Consider the following 16,902-nt stretch of genomic DNA (forward strand, 5'->3'; position numbering starts at 1 on the left):
TCCAGTAAGTTCGCGTGGGCGGACAGATGCGGAAGGCGCGGGCACGCGTCGAAATCCGGGAGGCGTACAGCCCATGTCCTCAGCAGAGTTCACGGAGTCGACCGGACTGGCGGACAGCGCACGCGAGCTGGCCGACGGCCGGACCACCTCGACCCAGCAGGTGTCCGCCGCCCTCGAACGCATCGAAGCGAGCCAGAGCACTCTCAACGCCTTCCGGCACCTTCGTGCCACCGAAGCGCTCGCCGAGGCCGCCGAAGCCGACCGGCGCCTCGCCGCGGGGGAGCGGCTGCCCCTGCTCGGGGTACCGGTCGCCGTCAAGGACGACACCGACGTCGCCGGAATGCCCACCTACTTCGGCTGCCGCGGCGACCTGCCCGCGGCCACCGCCGACGGCGAGGCCGTCCGCCGGCTGCGCGCCGCAGGGGCCGTGATCGTCGGGAAGACCAATTCCTGCGAGCTAGGGCAGTGGCCCTTCACCGAAGGACTCGCCTTCGGTGCCACCCGCAACCCCTGGAACACCGGCCACACCCCCGGCGGCTCGTCCGGCGGTTCGGCCGCGGCCGTGGCCGCCGGGCTGGTACCCGCCGCGCTCGGGTCGGACGGCGCCGGGTCCATCCGCATCCCCGCTGCCTGGACCCATCTCGTCGGCATCAAACCGCAGCGTGGCCGGATCTCCGTCCACCCGCACCACGACGCCTTCCAGGGCCTCACCGTCAACGGACCGCTGGCCCGCACCGTCGCCGATGCCGCCCTGCTGCTCGACGCGGTCGCCGGGCCGCACCCCGGCGACCCGCACCGGCCCCCGCCCGTCGCGGCCTCCGCCGCCGCGGGCCGCGACCCCGGCCGGCTGCGTATCGCCCTCGCCTGGCGGCCCCCGCTCACCCTCACCGGTACCGCCCCCCACCCCGACGTACGACGGGCTGTCACCGCACTCGCCGAGGTGCTCGCCCGGCTCGGCCATCAGGTCGAGGAGGCCAGGCCCCGTTACGGGCTGATCGGTCTGGGCTTCGTCCCCCGCGCAACAGCCGGGATCGCCGAACTCGCCGCGCTCCACCCCGAACCCGCCCTCCTCGACCCGCGCACCCGCAGCGCCCTGCGCACCGGCACCCGGCTCGGGGGCAGGGTGGTGCGGGCGGCCCGGGCCCGGGAGGTGCGCCAGCAGCGCAGGATCGGGGCGCTCTTCCACACGCCCCGGGTGGGAGCCCGGTTCGACGTACTGCTCACCCCGACGACCGCCGCGCCCCCACCCCGGATCGGCACATTCGACGGCCTGAGCGCCTGGCGCACCGATGTGGCGATCACCGAGGCGTGCCCGTACGCCTGGCCGTGGAACGTGCTGGGCTGGCCCGGCATCAATGTCCCGGCCGGGTTCACCCCCGACGGGCTCCCCGTCGGCGCCCAGCTGCTCGGCCCCTCCCGCAGCGAGGAGCTGCTGATCTCCCTCGCCGCACAGCTGGAGGCCGATCAGCGCTGGTACGAGCACCGGCCGCCTGTCCCCACGGGCTCCTGACGCACCACCGGTCAGAGCGGGCGGCGGGCGTCGACCACCCACACCCCTGCCCGCAGCAGTACGCCCTCCGCCGTCTCGTACGGCAGCAGGCTGTCCGCCATCGAGGCCCGGGCGGCGTCGGAGACGGTGAGACCCGGCGTACGGGAGACGAAGAAGTCCACCGCGTCCGCAGCGTCCCGTCCCCAGCAGGTCGTGGCCGTCACGGGGGCGATGCCGATCTCCTCGAAGCCCGCCGCGCCCAGTACCTTCCGGACGCGCTCCGGGTCCGAGAGCGAGGCCATGGCCACCGCCACCGCGTTCTCCACCGGGTGCTCCTGTCCCAGCAGGGAAGCCATCAGACCGAGCGCCTCGCGCTCCTCGCTGTCCGGCAGCGGGGGCTGCGGGCAGATGAACGCCAGCCGGCCGCCGGGGCGCAGGGCGCGCGCGATATTGGTGAACGCCGCGATGTGGTCGGCGAAGAACATCACGCCGCCCCGGCTGATCGCCACGTCATAGCCGCCCGGCTTGAACGGATGGACCTGTGCGTCCCCCAACTCGTAGGAGACGGAGGGGAATTCCTGGGGGTCGGTGAGAGCCCTGGCGCGTTCGATGAGCGGCACGGAGACGTCGACGCCCGTGACCCGGCCCCGCGGGGCGCGCCGGGCGGCGATCCGGGTCGAGGGCCCGCTGCCGCAGCCGATGTCGACGACCCGGTCCTCCGCGCCGATCGCCGCGGCGTCGAACAGCGGCTCGTCGAAGCGGGCCAGCATGGCGTTGTAGCGGTCGGGATGGTCCGCCCAGTGCAGGCCGATCGGTCCGTTCCACGCGTCGGTGACAGTCATGCGTGCTCCTCGGTCCTTGTGGTCAGGGTGGCCTCGATGCGCTCGACGGCGCAGATCGCGCCGAATGCGATCAGATGAACCAGGCAGTGATCGGTGAACGGCGGCGCCAGCCAGGCCGCCACGTCCTCGTCCGTGATCCGGTACGGGGCACGCGCCGCGAGCAGCGCAAGCCGTGCGCCCGGCCGCTCCGCCCGGGCCGGCAGTTCCTCGCCGTGCAGGGGAAGCGGTGCGACGCCGTCCCAGGCCGCCACCGACGCCCGTACCAGCGCCGCGTCCTCGTCGCCGAGCAGCTCCGCACCCAGGTGCGCCGCCGCGCGCAGCGCGCCGAACGCGGTGCCGATCGGCGTGTCCGCCGCCCACGCGGGTGCCGCCCCCTCGGTCTCCAGCAGGGCCAGGCTCTCGCCGGGAACCAGTTCGCGGCGGACCGTGCGGGCCAGCGAGCGGCCCGCCACGCTCCGTACCAGGCGGTACTTCTCGGCGCCCCCGGGCAGCATCTCCTCGGTCAGCAGGGACGACACGATCCGGTTGATGAAGTGGAAGGCGAGCGCTGTCCCGATGTACTCCGGTGCCTCCCCGGACGGGAACGGCTGCGGCGTGCTCATGTCCATTCCCCACGCCAGGAGTTGACGGTGTCGGGAGTCCTCGGGCTGTTCGCCGCGGGCGATTCTCTCGGCCAGGGCGTGGTCGCCGGTGGCATGCAGGAGCACGGTGTGCGCGGTGACGCAGAACGGGCACCGGTTGGCGAGCGACACCCCGGCCGCCACCACCTCCTTTCCGGTGCGCGACGCCTGCCCGGCCAGCAGGGACTCCCGCATGACGGCCCAGGTGCCGGCCAGCAGCGGCGGCGCGGCGGACAGGACGACAAAGGTCACGGCGCGGTCGATGCCGAAGTCGGTGGCCAGCTGTGCGTAGACGTCGGCGACCACTCCGGTCGCCGATTTCGGCGGTTCGGGTGAGGTGTATCGAAAGGGTCCGGTCATGGCGACGATGCTCACCCGTCGGACGGTGCCCGGTCGTCGTACGGCCGAAGGCAGTTGAGGACGGTCCAGGCCGACCGGCGGTGGCCGTGACTACTGCCCCGGGAGTAGTGCGGGGTCCGTCCCGCAGGATGATGACCACGCCGTTGTACGGGAGTTAGGGTGCGGCTCATGCAGGGTGACATCGACCGGCGGACTCACCTGCTGGACACCGCACTCGCCGTCGCGATCGGCGCGGCGGTTCTCGCCGCGGCCTACGCCGCCTCGGGTCCGGGCACCCTCGACCTGCTGCTTGTCGCAGTCGGCAGTCTGGCTCTCGCCGGGCACCGGCAGGCGCCGCGCGCCGTGCTCGCCGTCACCACCGTCTCCATGCTGGGGTACGTCGTGCACGCGCACCCCGGAACCTGGGCGGCGTTCCCCGTGCTGGCCGCCGTGCATGCGGCGGCGCGCAGCGGACACCGCGTGTGGGGCATCGTCGCGGGCGCCCTCTTTCTCGCCGGATACTTCATGGTCCTGATCGTCGCCGCACCCAGCGCGCAGGACACCGTCGAGCGGACCGTGCTGCTGCTCGGCTGGTTCCTCTGCGCCGGCGTCACCGGACTCATCGACAAGAACTGGCAGGCGTATCTCCGCCAGACCGAGCAGCGGGCGCTCGACGCCGAACGCAGCCGCGACGAAACGGCGCTGCGCCGGGCCGGGGAGGAGCGGCTGCGGATCGCCCGGGAGTTGCACGACTCACTGACCCACTCCATCTCGATCGTCAAGCTTCAGGCGGGAGTTGCCGTTCACCTGGCCCGCAAGCGCGGCAGTGAGGTGGAGCCCGCGCTGCTCGCGATCCAGGAGGCGAGCGGCGAAGCGATGCGGGAGCTGCGCGCGACCCTGGAGGTACTGCGCACCGATGTGGTGGAGCCGGGCACGGGGCTGGACCGCATCGACGAGCTGGCCGAGCGAGCCCGTACCGCGGGCATCGCACTGTCCGTCACCGTCACCGGCGTCGAACGCACCCTGCCGTCGGACGTCGACCGGGCCGCCTACCGCATCGTGCAGGAAGCACTCACCAATGTGGCCCGGCACGCCGACCGTGCCCGGACTACCGTCGAAATCGTCTACGGGAAGCATGCGTTGACCGTGAGCGTCGACGATCAGGGTCCCTGCGCCCCCGGCGATGCCGTCACCGCGGGCACCGGCCTCACCGGCATGGGCGAGCGCGTCAGGGCCCTCGGTGGCACTCTCGCCGCCGCACCACGCCCGGGCGGCGGCTTCTCCGTACGCGCCGAACTGCCCCTGCGGACAATGGGAACCGCTGTATGAACCACCAGGAAGCGATCCGGGTGCTGATCGTCGACGACCAGGCCCTGATGCGTGCCGGATTCCGCGCCCTGCTGGACGCCGAGGACGGCATCGAAGTGATCGGCGAGGCAGCCGACGGCCGTCAGGGGGTGGAACTCGCCCGCCACCACACCCCGGACGTCGCCCTCGTCGATGTACAGATGCCCGTGATGGGCGGCATCGAGGCCACCCGCGAGATCGCCGCCGACCCGCTGCTGGCCGGTGTCCACGTCGTCATCCTCACGAACTACGGGCTCGACGAGTACGTCTTCGACGCGCTGCGCGCAGGGGCCGCCGGGTTCCTTCTCAAGGACACCGAGCCCGCCGAACTCCTCCAGGCCATCCGCGTCGCGGCCCGTGGCGACGCGCTGCTGTCGCCTGCCATCACCCGCCGCCTGATCGGCGAGTTCGTCTCCCGGCCGCCCGACCGGACCACGGCCCCCGGCTTCGAGACACTGACCCGCCGCGAGCGCGAGGTGAGTGCGCTGGCCGCACGTGGGCTGACCAACGAGGAGATCGCCGCGCACATGGTGATCAGCCCGTTCACCGCAAAGACCCATGTCAGCCGGGCGATGACGAAGCTGGGCGCCCGGGACCGGGCCCAACTCGTCGTCTTCGCATACGAGTCGGGTCTGGTCACGCCGCGCGACCCGCTTCCCTGAGGCGTTCCGGGGCCCACGGCGGATTCATCGGTCCGGAAGCTCCTGCGGCCAGCGGCCGATCTCACGGAGCAGTCCCATGAACGCGCGCTCCGCCGGGGACAGCACCCGGTCGCGCCGCCGCACCAGACTGATGGGGCGGGACCGGGGCTGCGGAGTCACCGGGAGGACGGCGAGCGATCCGGCGCGCACATCGTCCACCACGGCGTGTTCCGAGATCAGCGACACCCCGAGCCCCGCCGCCACGCACTGCTTGACGGCCTCGGGGCCCCAGATGTCTCCGTGCGGAACCTCCGTCATTTCCCACTCCGCCAGGACCTGTTCCTGCAGCTCCCGGGTCTGGGATCCGGGCTCCCGCAGCAGGAACCGCGAGTCCGACAGGTCCTGCGGCCGGACCTCGCCCGCGTCCGCCAGCGGATGGCCGGGCGCGGCGATCAGCACCAGCCGCTCGTCGAGAACGGTCTCCGGCACCAGCTGCGCGGCCGTCGGCGCGCCCGCCACCACCGCGATCCCGATGGCACCCGACAACAACCGCTCCAGCACAGCCTCGTTGTTGCCGACGAAGATGTCGCACTCGATGCCCGGATGCCGCTCCTGGTACCGGGCGAGCAGCGGCGGCAGCAGGTACGTGCCGACCGTCGTCGTGCCGCCCACCAGCAGCCGTCCGGACGTCAGCCCGCTCACCTGCTGTACTGCGGCGACCGCCTCGTCGGCGAGGAGGAAGACCCGCCGGCCGTACTCGGCGAGCACCTCGCCCTCGGCCGTCGGCCTGATCCTGGCCCCCGACCGGTCGATCAGCGTGACGCGCAAGGACTGTTCGAACCGGCGCACCTGATTGGAGACCGACGGCTGGCTCATGTACAGCTTGTGCGCGGCCGCCGAGAATCCCTGGTGCTCGACCACCTGCATAAAGATCCACAACCGGTGGAGGTTGAGTTCCACACGCCTCCCTAAGTTGATCGTCGGCGCGGAGCCTAGCCCCGATCCGGCCTGGTGGGGAGGGGGTGCGGCAGGGTGGATGCGGCTATGACGGCTATAGCAATCCCGGTGGTTCTGCCCGCCCCGAGCCGGGTGCTACCCATGAGCTGTGAGGCGGCAACCACCGCCTCGGTACTTCGACCTCAGGGGTGGATCCGTACATGAAGGAATCTGTTGCCGAGCAGTTCGAGGTCAACGGGCGCGGCTACGCCTGGCCCCGGCGGCCCGTCGTCGTGGTCTGCATCGACGGCAGTGAGGACGCCTACCACGAGCGGGCGATCGCGGACGGCAGGATGCCCTTCCTCGAACGGATGCTGGAGCGGGGCAGCGACCTGCGGGCCGACTGCACCATGCCGTCCTTCACCAATCCCAACAACATCTCCATCGCCACGGGTGCGCCGCCCGCCGTGCACGGCATCTGCGGCAACTACTTCTACGACACCACGTCCGGCACCGAGATCATGATGAATGCCCCGGAGCTGCTCCGGGTGCCGACCCTGTTCGCCGCGTTCTCGCAGGCAGGTGCCAAGGTCGCGGTCATCACCGCCAAGGACAAGCTGCGCCGGCTGCTCGGCCGCGACCTCTCCGACGGCATCTGCTTCTCCGCCGAGAAGGCCGACCAGCTGACCGACGAGTCCCACGGGATCAGCAAGGTCCTCGAACGCGTCGGCATGGAACTGCCCTCGGTCTACAGCGCCGAGCTCAGCGAGCTCGTCATGGCCGCGGGCACCGACATCCTGGCCAAGGACCGCCCCGACCTGATGTACCTCTCCCTGACGGACTACATCCAGCACAAGCATGCGCCGGGATCGCCCGTCGCCAACGACTTCTACGCCATGCTCGACAGCTACTTCGAGCAGATCGACGCACTCGGAGCGGTCCTCGTCATCACCGCCGATCACGGCATGAACGCCAAGAGCGACGCCGACGGCACGGCCCAGGTCGTCTTCCTCCAGGACCTGCTCGACACCCGGCTCGGCGCCGGAGCCGCCCGCGTCATCCTGCCCATCACCGACCCGTACACCGTCCACCACGGGGCGCTCGGTTCGTACGCCACCGTGCACCTGCCGGACGGCACCGACCGGGCCGGTCTGCTCGCCGAACTCGCCGCCCTGGAGGGCGTGGACACCGTCCTCACCCGCGAGGAGGCCTGCGAGCGCTTCGAACTCCCCGGCGACCGCATCGGCGACCTCGTCGTCATCGCCACCCGCAACACGGCGCTCGGCACCACGCCCGCCCGGCACGACATCTCCGGCTTCAAGGAGCCGCTGCGCTCCCACGGCGGTCTCACCGAACAACGCGTGCCGTTCCTCGTGAACGCGCCGACCGGCCCGCTCCCCGACGGACACCGGCTGCGCAACTTCGACGCCTACTGGGTCGGCAACGCCCTGGCCGCCGGACGGCCGCTCACCTCCTGACCGAGCCGCCGTACCACCCCAAGGACCCGGCCCCGGCGCGCTGCCGAGGCACGCGCCGGGGCCGTGCCATGCCCTTGTCATGCCTGCGGACCGCCCCCACCGAACCGCTCATCTCCCCAACCGCGCACATCGAGGACAGGACCCCGCCATGGCCGACCTCGTACCACAGAAACAAGGATCACCCGTCACCACCCGCGACGCACTGGACCGGATCTCACCGATCCTGCGGAGCGCCCGCGCCGCCCGCTGGCGCCGGCAGATCTTCGCGATCACCTGGATCGCCTACGCAGGCTTCTACTTCGTACGGCAGGCATTCTCCGTCGCGAAACTCGGCATCCTCGACGATCCCGCCGTCAACACCGTGCTCACCGAGCGTGCGCTGGGCGTCATCGACGCCGTCTACCTCGCGGCCTATGCGGCCGGGCAGTTCCTGTGGGGCATGTGGGCCGACCGGTTCGGCCCCCGCGTCGTGGTCATCGGCGGCATGATCGGGGCCGTTGCCGCCGCCTGCATCATGGGCGTGAGCAGCGCACTTCTGGTGTTCGGCGGTGCGATGGTCCTGCAGGGACTGTCGCAGTCGGCCGGGTGGGCGCCGCTCTGCAAGAACATGGGCAACTTCTTCACCGTGGCCGAACGCGGGCGGATCCTGGGGCTGTGGTCCACCAACTACGCGTTCGGGGGCCTGGCCGCACCACCGTTCCTCGGCTGGGTCGCGTACTCGGTCTTCGACAGCTGGCACGCGGCGTTCCTGGCCGGCGCGGCCACACTCGCCGCCGTGCTGCTGCTCTTCGTGCTCTTCCAGCGCAACACGCCGCAGGATGTCGGTCTGGTCGAGCCCACCGAGGAGACGGATCCCGAATCCGGCACCACGCCCGAAGCCGTCCCGACCGAGCCCTCCCTCACCGGTCTCGCCCTCTACCGGGAGACGCTGCGCGACCGCATGGTGCTCACACTGGGACTCTCGTACTTCCTGCTCAAGCCCGCGCGGTACGCCATCCTGCTCTGGGGACCGGTGATCGTCAGCCGTCGGCTGCCCGAGATCGACAAGGTCGGCGCCACCCTCATCCCCGTCGCCTTCGGCGTCGCGGGCATCCTCGCCCCGATTCTCGTCGGCTGGGTCTCCGACCGGTTCTTCCAGTCCCGGCGGGCACCCGCCTGCGTCATCGCGCTCGGTGTACTGACCGCCGCGCTCGCTCTGTTCATGCCGCTCACCGCCGCCGGCAGCGCCGAGGTGATGATCGCGGTGCTTGCGGTGATCGGTCTCTCCGTGTACGCGGCCGACGCCATGATCTCGTGCGTCGCAGCGGTCGACTTCGGCAGCGCCAAGGGCGCGGGGACGGCCGCCGGACTGGTCAACGGCTGCGGTTCGATCGGTGCGATCCTCGGCGGGCTGCTGCCGGGATTCCTCTCCGGCGGCGTCCTGTTCACCGGCTTCGCCGGGGCCGCGCTGCTCGCCGGGCTGCTGATGCTGCCCCACTGGAACCGGCTTCCGCGCACCGCGTGAGCACGCCACGGGCCGTACGCCGTCGGCCGGTACGCCGAACCCCGTACGCCACCGGACCGCGCACCCTCATTCCGTACGCCTTGAGAAGGGGATCACCATGACTGTGAACCGAGCCGACACCGCTGTCGTCGGCGGCGGAATCGTCGGCCTCGCCCACGCGCTGGCCGCCGCCCGCCGCGGCGACCGGGTCGTCCTGTTCGAGCGCGACGACTACGCCGTGGGCGCCTCCATCCGGAACTTCGGCATGATCTGGTCCATCGGCCAGCAGCGCGGCGCGACGTACGAGCGGGCGCTGCGCAGCCGTGAGATCTGGCTGGAGACCGCCGCCAAGACCGGCCTGTGGGCCGCCGAGACCGGATCACTGCACCTGGCCCACCACCCCGACGAGGTGGACGTGCTCGAAGAGTTTCTCGCGACCACGCCGCCCGCCCGGGAACGGGGCGTCAGGATGATCACGCCGCGGGAGACACTGGAGCGCTCCGGCACGACCCGCGCCGACGGGCTCCTCGCCGCGATGTGGAGCCCGACCGAGCTCAACGTCGACCCGCGCCGGGCCATCCCGGCACTCGCCTCGCATCTGGTCGCCGAGTACGGCGTCGACATCAGGTTCGGGGCGACCGTCCGGGGCATCAATCTGCCGACCGTGGAGACGACCGACGGCGACTGGTCGGTCGACCGGGCCTACGTCTGCAGCGGCAACGACTTCGAGACCCTGTACCCCGACGTCTTCGCGGAGAGCGGCCTGGTGCGCTGCAAGCTCCAGATGATGCGGACGGGCCCCCAGCCGGACGGCTGGGAGCTCGGCCCGATGCTCTGCGGCGGGCTGACCCTGCTGCACTACGCGGCGTTCGACGACTGCACGTCCAAGGCCCGGCTCGCCGAGCGGATGGGACTCGAATTGCCCTTCCACCGGGAGAACGGCATTCATGTGCTGCTCTCCCAGACGGCCGACGGACGTCTGACGATCGGTGACAGCCACGCGTACGCCAAGACGCTCGACCCCTTCGAGGACGAGACGATCAACCAGGCGGTCCTCGACTACCTCGATACGTTCGCCGTGCTGCCCGACCCGCGGATCACCGAGCGCTGGGTGGGCTACTACCCGTCGCTGCGGGACGGCCGGACCGAACTGGTCGTCGAGCCGGAACCGGGCGTCACCGTGGTCAACGGGGTCGGCGGAGCGGGGATGACGCTCTCGTTCGGACTGGCGGAGGACATCATCAACACCTGACGTCACGCCGATGCCCCTCATCTGCCGGGCGGATGAGGGGCATCGGCATGTTCCGGGCCGTGCGGAGGCTCAGTAGGCGATGCAGGCCGAGTGCCACTCGGTGTAGAAGTCCCACACCTCGGGGGAGCACTCCGGCGGCCCGTACTGGGAGGCCTTCGAACCGACATGCGGCAGATGGGCGTAGGCCCCGACACCGGGACGGTTCACATGGAGCATCCCCGCCTCGAACCGGTCGATCGCCTCGAACGCCCGCGACTGGGACGCGGTGAAGACGGTCCCCGACATCCCGTACTTCACCGAGTTGGCTATCGTCATGGCCTCGTCGAACCCGTCCGCGTCGACGACGGCCAGCACCGGTCCGAACACCTCCTCCTGGGCCAGCTCGCTGTCCCACGGCACATCACGGATGACGGTCGGCTGTACGTAGCAACCCTCGGGCAGATCGTCACGCCGCTCCCGCCCACCCCCGCACAGCACCTTGCCACCGTCGCGCTGCGCGCCGGCGACGGCCGCCAACGCCGCTTCCGTGCGGGCGGTGTTGACCACCGGGCAGATCCGGGACGCGGGATCGTCCCCGGGGCCCACCCGCAGCCCCGCGACCTGCCCGACGAGCCGGTCGAGGAACTCCTCCCGTACCCGTACGTCGACCACCACCCGGCTCGTCGCCGAGCAGCGCTGCCCCGCCTGACCGAAGGCTCCGTGCACCACGGCGTCCACGGCCTTGGCGAGATCGGCGTCGTCGCACACGATCAGTGCGTTCTTTCCGCCGAGTTCGAGCTGGGTGCGGAGCAGCCGATGCGCACCCCCGGCGTGGATGGCGGTGCCGACCGGCAGCGATCCGGTGAAACTGATGCCCGCGACAGCCGGGTTGGCGACCAGTGCCTCGCCCGCCGCCACATCGCCCTGGACCAGATTCAGCACCCCGCCGGGGAGACCCGCCTGCTGGAATATCTCCACCAGGAGCGCCGAGGTCAGCGGGGTGAGCGGGGACGGCTTGAGCACCGCCGTGCATCCGGACAGCAGCGCGGGTGCCACCTTCCACATCGGGATCGCGAGGGGGAAGTTCCACGGCGACACCAGCCCCACGACCCCGATGGGCTTCCTGAAGGTGTACGCAAAGGTGCGCTCCTCCTCCGCGGGGGCAGTCACCCCACCGAGCAGCCGCGCCTGACCGGCGGTGAATTCCAGCACGGCCCGCGCCCGGTTCACCTCGCCGCGCGCCTCGCTCAGCAGCTTGCCCTGTTCGCGGGTGATCACGGCGGCGACCTCCGCGGCCCGTTCGCCGAGGATGCGGCCGGCCGCGGTCAGATACGCGGCCCGTTCGATCGGGCCACGGCCGCGCCAGGACGGAAGTGCGGCGGCGGCCGCGTCGACCGCCTGGTCGACGTCGACACCGCCGGATTCGGTGAACTCACCGATCACATCGGCGAAATCGGCGGGATTGACGTTCTCCCGGACCTGCCCCGACTCCGCGGGGACCCACTGTCCGTCGATGAAGTTGAGCCGAAGGTGCTGTGACATGCCCTCCCCTTCATTTGGACCCACCGGCAGCAGTGCCGGACCAGGTCAGGCTGGCGCAGGAGAAGGGCTGTCACAATGCGCGATTGGCGAATGCCCCCGATAGCCGCGACCTATCGGGGGCCCGGAGCGGCGGGGCGGAGCCCTACGGCACGCGTGCGGTCCACTCCTCGGTCCCGAACTTCGTGGCCACGAGTTCCTCGGCCCTCGCCATCTCCTCGTCCGTCACGTTCCCCCGGGTGAGGCCGTGCCGGGTCCGGAAGGAGTCGATCATCCGCTCGATGACGGCTTCACGCGTCAGACCGGTCTGCCGCCGCAGCGGATCGACGCGCTTCTTGGCGCTCCCGGTGCCCTTGTCGGAGAGTTTCTCCTTGCCGATCCGGAGCACGTCGAGCATCTTGTCGGCGTCGATGTCGTACGCCATGGTCACGTGATGCAGCACGGCGCCCTCTCCGCCGACCACTCGTTTCTGCGCCGCGCCCGCGATCTTCCCGGCGTCCGTGGCGATGTCGTTGAGCGGCTGGTACCAGGCCTTGATGCCCATGTCGCCGAGCGCCCCGAGCACCCAGTCGTCCAGATAGGCGTAACTGTCGGCGAAGGAGAGGCCGGAGACCAGAGAATCGGGGACGGAGAGCGAGTACGTGATGGTGTTGCCCGGTTCCACGAACATGGCCCCGCCACCGGAGATGCGACGCACCACCGTGATGCCGTGGCGCGCGGCGCCCGCCGGGTCCACCTCGTTGCGCAGCGACTGGAAGCTGCCGATGATCACCGCGGGGGAGGCCCACTCCCAGACCCGCAGCGTCGGCGGGCGGCGGCCCGCCGCCACCTCGGCGGTGATGACCTCGTCGAGCGCCATGTGGAGGGCGGGGGACTGCGGGGCCTCGTGGATGAGCTGCCAGTCGTAGTCGCTCCACTCGGTGGCGTGTGCGAGGGCGCGGCGTACGGCGACGGCCACGCCCTCCGAGGTGAGACCCAGCATCACGGTCGACGCGGGCAGCGCCGCGTCGATGCGGGCGGCGAGCCCTGCGGTGTCGGTGTGGGCCGGGGCGCCCTCCAGAGCCGCGTCGATGGCGAGGATGGCGTCGTCGGGTTCGAGGAAGAAGTCCCCGGCGACCCGTACCTTGCGCAGTGCGCCGCCCTCGACGTCCAGATCGACCACGACGAGCTTGCCGCCGGGGACCTTGTACTCACCGTGCACAGCCATGCCTTCCGTTCCGCCCGACTCCCGTCCGCGAGTCGGCTCTGATCAGCTACAACTCCGCCGCCGTACGGATTAATCCGCGCATTCGCCGTGATGAACCTGCTGTCCAGGAGCACGGTGCTCGCGGTACGGACGTGTGGTCCATGACGCGTCATGCGACCCGGCCCAGCCCCGCATGCCCCACCTGTTCTGCGCCCGGCCTTCATCACCGGTACCTCCCTGCAGAGGAGGCCGTCGAGCACGACCTCCTCTGATCAAGGGGAAGGACGCCCCGAGACATCACGGGGACGCAGCGTGGCAAAGCTCACGTGCTCCGGAACCAGTGCGGTGGGGTGCCCAGCCGCGCCTCCACGGCCGCCCGGTCGACCGTACGCACCCGCCCGACCGTGAAGCCGACATACCTCATCCGTCGAGCGCCTCCAGGTCGGGGCGAATTTCATTGTACGTTTCAGGGTAGGCGCTCAGCATTCCTGCAATCCTGGATCGAGTCACCGGAAGGCTGTACCGATAGGCGCGCAATACAATATCCCGCCCCTCCAGGAATTGTTCGAAGACACCGAAGAGCATCGACTCCCGAAAATGATTGCTTTCATTCGATGACAGCCCCTCGATGTAGCCGAAGCAGGCATCGATATCACCAGAAGAGGGCTCTCCGCTCCGCAGCAGAGGCAGGAGGATCGGCCTGCTGAAGGCCGTCAGCAGAAACTCCAGCAAGTCAGGAATTCGTCCCCCTTCCCATTCTGCAACGAGTTCGGGATCGCTCGTTCTTATTTCGTCGAGCACAGCACAGGATCGCGGAACCTGCTGCACATAAGCAGAAACGACGGAGTCCAGCCGGAGGGCCTGCAAGTAACCACCTGTCGAGAAGGGGAAGTCGTGGCAGATAATAACGTTCACCACGGTCGGTCATTAACGTGTCGAAGGGCGGGAGCCCGCCCGGCTGCACCGGACAGGCTCCCGCTCAGGCGGCGGCCCGGGCTCTGCGCGCCAGGAGCTTGCCCAGTTCCCACAGGAGCAGGAGCACGAGGGCGGCCAGCAGTGCCCAGCCGAACTGCCGGAGGTCGATCTCGGTGGTGCCGAGGATGCGGCGGAAGCCGTCCATCTGGGTGACCAGCACCGCGAGGACGAACTCGGAGAATGCGGCCCAGTTCATCTGTTTGCTGTCGAAGGTCGCGGTCGTGAACACGGAGCCGGTCTCGCTGCGGCATTCGAACGCGGCGACGATCAGGCAGAGGGCGAAGGCGGTGAACGCCATCGAGTTGCCGATCCGGGCGCTGTCGAAGTGGCTCTCGCCCACTTTGATGAGGGCGAGCAGGAGGACGGTGATGGTCAGCCCGCCGAGGCCGATGGTGACCAGCACGGCCTTGGTCAGCACCGATTCCCCGCGTGGGCGCGGCGTGCGCCGCATGAGCCCGGGGCTCACCTGGTCGAAGCCGAGGGCGAAGCCGAAGGGGGCGTTGACGATGAAGTGGACCCAGAGGACCTGGGGCGGGGTGAACGGTTCACCGGCGGCGATGTTGAAGAGGGCGGCGCCGAGGAAGGTCAGTACGAAGGTGACCAGCAGCAGGAGGACGAAGCGGATGTACTTGGTGAGGTTGTCGTAGAGCTTTCTGCCCTCCTCCACGGCGTAGACGATCGTGGCGAAGTTGTCGTCGGAGAGGATCATCCGGCCGGCGTTCTTGGCCACGTCCGTGCCCGTGCCCATGGCGATGCCGATGTCGGCGGCCTTGATGGCGGGCGCGTCGTTGACACCGTCACCGGTCATCGCCACGACGTCGCCCTTCTTCTTGAGGGTGTCGGCGAGCAGGACCTTGTGCTCCGGCGCGACACGGCCGACGACGCCGATGTCGTCGATGCGGGCGAGTTGCTCGTGTTCCGGCAGGGCGGCGAAGTCCGCGCCCAGGATGGCCTCGCCGGGGATCCCGAGCTGTCCGGCGATGGCGGCGCCGGTGGTGACGTCGTCCCCGGTGACCATGCGGACCCGGATGTGGGCGGCCTGGGCGCTGGCCACGGCGGCACGGGACTCGTCGCGGGGCGGATCGATCATGCCGACGAGGCTGGTCATCCGGAGATCGGTGACGAAGGCGAGGAGATCGCCGTCCGGATCGAAGTCCGCCGGGTCCAGGTCACGGGTGGCCGCAGCCATGACACGTCGTCCCTCGCTGCCCATCCGCTCGGTCTGCTCGCGGGCGCGCCGGCTCAGCTCCGCGTCCCACGGGACGGCGGTGCCCGCCGCCAGCGCGGTGCCGGCCCGGGACATGACGGCCGGCGCCGCGCCTTTGACGAAGCACCGCACGACGGGCCGCCCCGAGGCATCGACGGCCTTGTGAAAGGTGGCCATCAGCTTGTAGTCGGGGTCGAACGGGAGAGTGGCGAGCCGGGGCAGCCGTTCCCGGGTCGCTTCGATGTCCAGCCCGGCCTTGTGGCCGAGGACGAGCAGTGCTCCCTCGGTGGGGTCGCCCACGACGGTGCCGTCCACCAGGTTCGCGTCGCTGGCGACGACGTACGGGAGGATCGCGTCCTCGATGCCCGCCGAGGAGCCCGCGGCGTGGTGGATCTTCCCCTCGAGCCCGTAGCCGATGCCCGAGACGGTGTACCGGTCGGTGGGGCTCACCACCTCGACGGCGGTCATCTGGTTCATCGTCAGGGTGCCGGTCTTGTCGGAGTTGATCGCCGAGGTGAAGCCGAGGGTCTCGACCGAGGGCAGTTCCTTCACGATGGCGTTGCGCTTCGCCAGGTTGAGGCTGCCGACGGAGAGGATCACCTGGGTCACCGTGGGCAGCGCCTCGGGGATGGCCGCGATGGCCAGGGAGACGGCGCTGACGAACAGCGTGTCCCATGCCTGGCCGCGAGCGCGGCCCAGGGCGAACATCACGACCATGGTCAGTCCGGCCGCCGTCGCGATCCACAGCGTCAGGGCGTTGAGTTCCTTGGTGAGCGGCGACTCCTCCTTGGCGGTGGCCGACAGCATTCCGGAGATCTTGCCGAGCTCGGTGTCCTCGCCCGTTCCGGTGATGACCAGAACACCGCTGCCGTGCGTGACCGGGGTGTTCATGAAGGCCATGTTGGTCTGGTCGCCGGGCCCCGGCCGGCGCTCCCTGTGCGGCAGGGTGCCGGCGTCCTTGGCGGCGGGGATGCTCTCGCCGGTGAGCGCCGACTCGTCGATCTGCAGGGCGTTGGCCTCGATGATGCGTCCGTCGGCGGGCACCTGGTCACCGGCGGCGATGAGCACGATGTCGCCCGCGACGAGCTGTTCGGCCGGGATCTCGGACTCGGTGCCGTCGCGGCGCACTCTGGCCGTCGCCTTCATCATCGACTTCAGCGCGTTCATCGCGCTCTCGGCCTTGCCCTGCTGGCGCAGGCCGACAACCGCGTTCAGCAGCGTGAGCAGGACGAGCAGGATCGCGGTGCTCCACTGCTTGATCAGGAACGAGACCAGCGCGGCGGCCACGAGGATGATCTGCATGTAGCTGCGGTACTCGTCCAGGAAGCGCCGCCAGGCCGGGCGCGGCTGCTCCTCGGGCAGTGCGTTCGGGCCGTTCGCGGCCAGCAGCTCCGCCACCCGCACCGCGGAGAGCCCGACGGCCGGGTCCACACCGAGCGCCGATGCGACGTCCTGCGGAGAACGCGCGTACCAGTCTGCCGGGGGCGGCGGACGCTGCCCCGCAGGGTGCTGCTGCACCGTCATCGTCATGCCTCCGATCCTCGACCGGTCTGCTTCCGGCCCGCCGGTCCGTCGCAGGCACTGTCCCG

13 protein-coding genes are annotated in these 16,902 nt (G+C 70.4%); 6 read left to right on the forward strand and 7 right to left on the reverse strand.

The genetic code is table 11. The features are described from left to right. Positions 1-73 precede the first annotated feature (73 nt). On the forward strand, positions 74-1,510 hold the full coding sequence (locus ACFU8W_RS29810) for an amidase (RefSeq protein WP_384043519.1): 1,437 nt from the start codon (positions 74-76) through the stop codon (positions 1,508-1,510). Between the two features lie 11 nt (positions 1,511-1,521). Here ACFU8W_RS29810 and ACFU8W_RS29815 read toward each other — a convergent pair whose 3' ends face one another. Beyond that, positions 1,522-2,331, reverse strand: coding sequence for a class I SAM-dependent methyltransferase (locus tag ACFU8W_RS29815; RefSeq protein ID WP_384043522.1), 810 nt, complete (start codon positions 2,329-2,331; stop codon positions 1,522-1,524). After that, a complete protein-coding gene (locus ACFU8W_RS29820; protein ID WP_384043525.1) occupies positions 2,328-3,311 on the reverse strand; it encodes a carboxymuconolactone decarboxylase family protein in 984 nt (327 codons plus the stop codon). The genes ACFU8W_RS29815 and ACFU8W_RS29820 overlap by 4 nt, the downstream gene beginning before the upstream one ends. 168 nt (positions 3,312-3,479) lie before the next feature. Between ACFU8W_RS29820 and ACFU8W_RS29825 the strand changes: the two genes are divergently transcribed. Together ACFU8W_RS29825 and ACFU8W_RS29830 are read left to right on the forward strand one after the other, a co-directional pair. After that, positions 3,480-4,619, forward strand: coding sequence for a sensor histidine kinase (locus tag ACFU8W_RS29825; RefSeq protein ID WP_384043528.1), 1,140 nt, complete (start codon positions 3,480-3,482; stop codon positions 4,617-4,619). After that, the gene (locus ACFU8W_RS29830; RefSeq protein WP_345511355.1) at positions 4,616-5,299 is read left to right on the forward strand and encodes a response regulator transcription factor; all 684 of its coding nucleotides are present in this window, start codon (positions 4,616-4,618) and stop codon (positions 5,297-5,299) included. The genes ACFU8W_RS29825 and ACFU8W_RS29830 overlap by 4 nt, the downstream gene beginning before the upstream one ends. 24 nt (positions 5,300-5,323) lie before the next feature. On the opposite strand, the gene ACFU8W_RS29835 is transcribed toward ACFU8W_RS29830, so the two are convergent. Then, a complete protein-coding gene (locus ACFU8W_RS29835; RefSeq protein ID WP_384043531.1) occupies positions 5,324-6,238 on the reverse strand; it encodes a LysR family transcriptional regulator in 915 nt (304 codons plus the stop codon). A gap of 197 nt (positions 6,239-6,435) precedes the next feature. Between ACFU8W_RS29835 and phnA the strand changes: the two genes are divergently transcribed. From phnA to ACFU8W_RS29850, 3 genes are all read left to right on the forward strand, one after another. Next, positions 6,436-7,692: a phosphonoacetate hydrolase gene (gene phnA, locus ACFU8W_RS29840; RefSeq protein ID WP_384043534.1), complete on the forward strand. Its 1,257-nt coding sequence runs from the start codon at positions 6,436-6,438 to the stop codon at positions 7,690-7,692. 148 nt (positions 7,693-7,840) lie between these two features. Continuing rightward, complete coding sequence (locus ACFU8W_RS29845) at positions 7,841-9,196, forward strand: MFS transporter (protein ID WP_384043537.1); 1,356 nt, start codon at positions 7,841-7,843, stop codon at positions 9,194-9,196. Positions 9,197-9,293: 97 nt separating this feature from the next. Next, positions 9,294-10,427 carry a TIGR03364 family FAD-dependent oxidoreductase gene (locus ACFU8W_RS29850; RefSeq protein ID WP_384043540.1) on the forward strand — a complete coding sequence of 378 codons (1,134 nt, stop codon included), beginning with the start codon at positions 9,294-9,296 and terminating at the stop codon, positions 10,425-10,427. Between the two features lie 69 nt (positions 10,428-10,496). Here the strand turns inward: ACFU8W_RS29850 and ACFU8W_RS29855 are convergent, their stop codons facing one another. From ACFU8W_RS29855 to ACFU8W_RS29870, 4 genes are all read right to left on the reverse strand, one after another. Continuing rightward, positions 10,497-11,948, reverse strand: coding sequence for an aldehyde dehydrogenase family protein (locus ACFU8W_RS29855; protein ID WP_384043543.1), 1,452 nt, complete (start codon positions 11,946-11,948; stop codon positions 10,497-10,499). 142 nt (positions 11,949-12,090) lie between these two features. Continuing rightward, positions 12,091-13,146, reverse strand: coding sequence for a biotin/lipoate A/B protein ligase family protein (locus tag ACFU8W_RS29860; protein ID WP_384043600.1), 1,056 nt, complete (start codon positions 13,144-13,146; stop codon positions 12,091-12,093). A gap of 405 nt (positions 13,147-13,551) precedes the next feature. Further along, entirely contained in the window at positions 13,552-14,049 is a 498-nt protein-coding gene (locus ACFU8W_RS29865; RefSeq protein ID WP_384043546.1) for a hypothetical protein, read from the reverse strand. A gap of 61 nt (positions 14,050-14,110) precedes the next feature. Continuing rightward, a complete protein-coding gene (locus ACFU8W_RS29870; RefSeq protein WP_384043548.1) occupies positions 14,111-16,843 on the reverse strand; it encodes a cation-translocating P-type ATPase in 2,733 nt (910 codons plus the stop codon). Positions 16,844-16,902 lie beyond the last annotated feature (59 nt).

This window comes from Streptomyces sp. NPDC057565 (assembly GCF_042801455.1).
Classification (GTDB): domain Bacteria; phylum Actinomycetota; class Actinomycetes; order Streptomycetales; family Streptomycetaceae; genus Streptomyces; species Streptomyces yanii.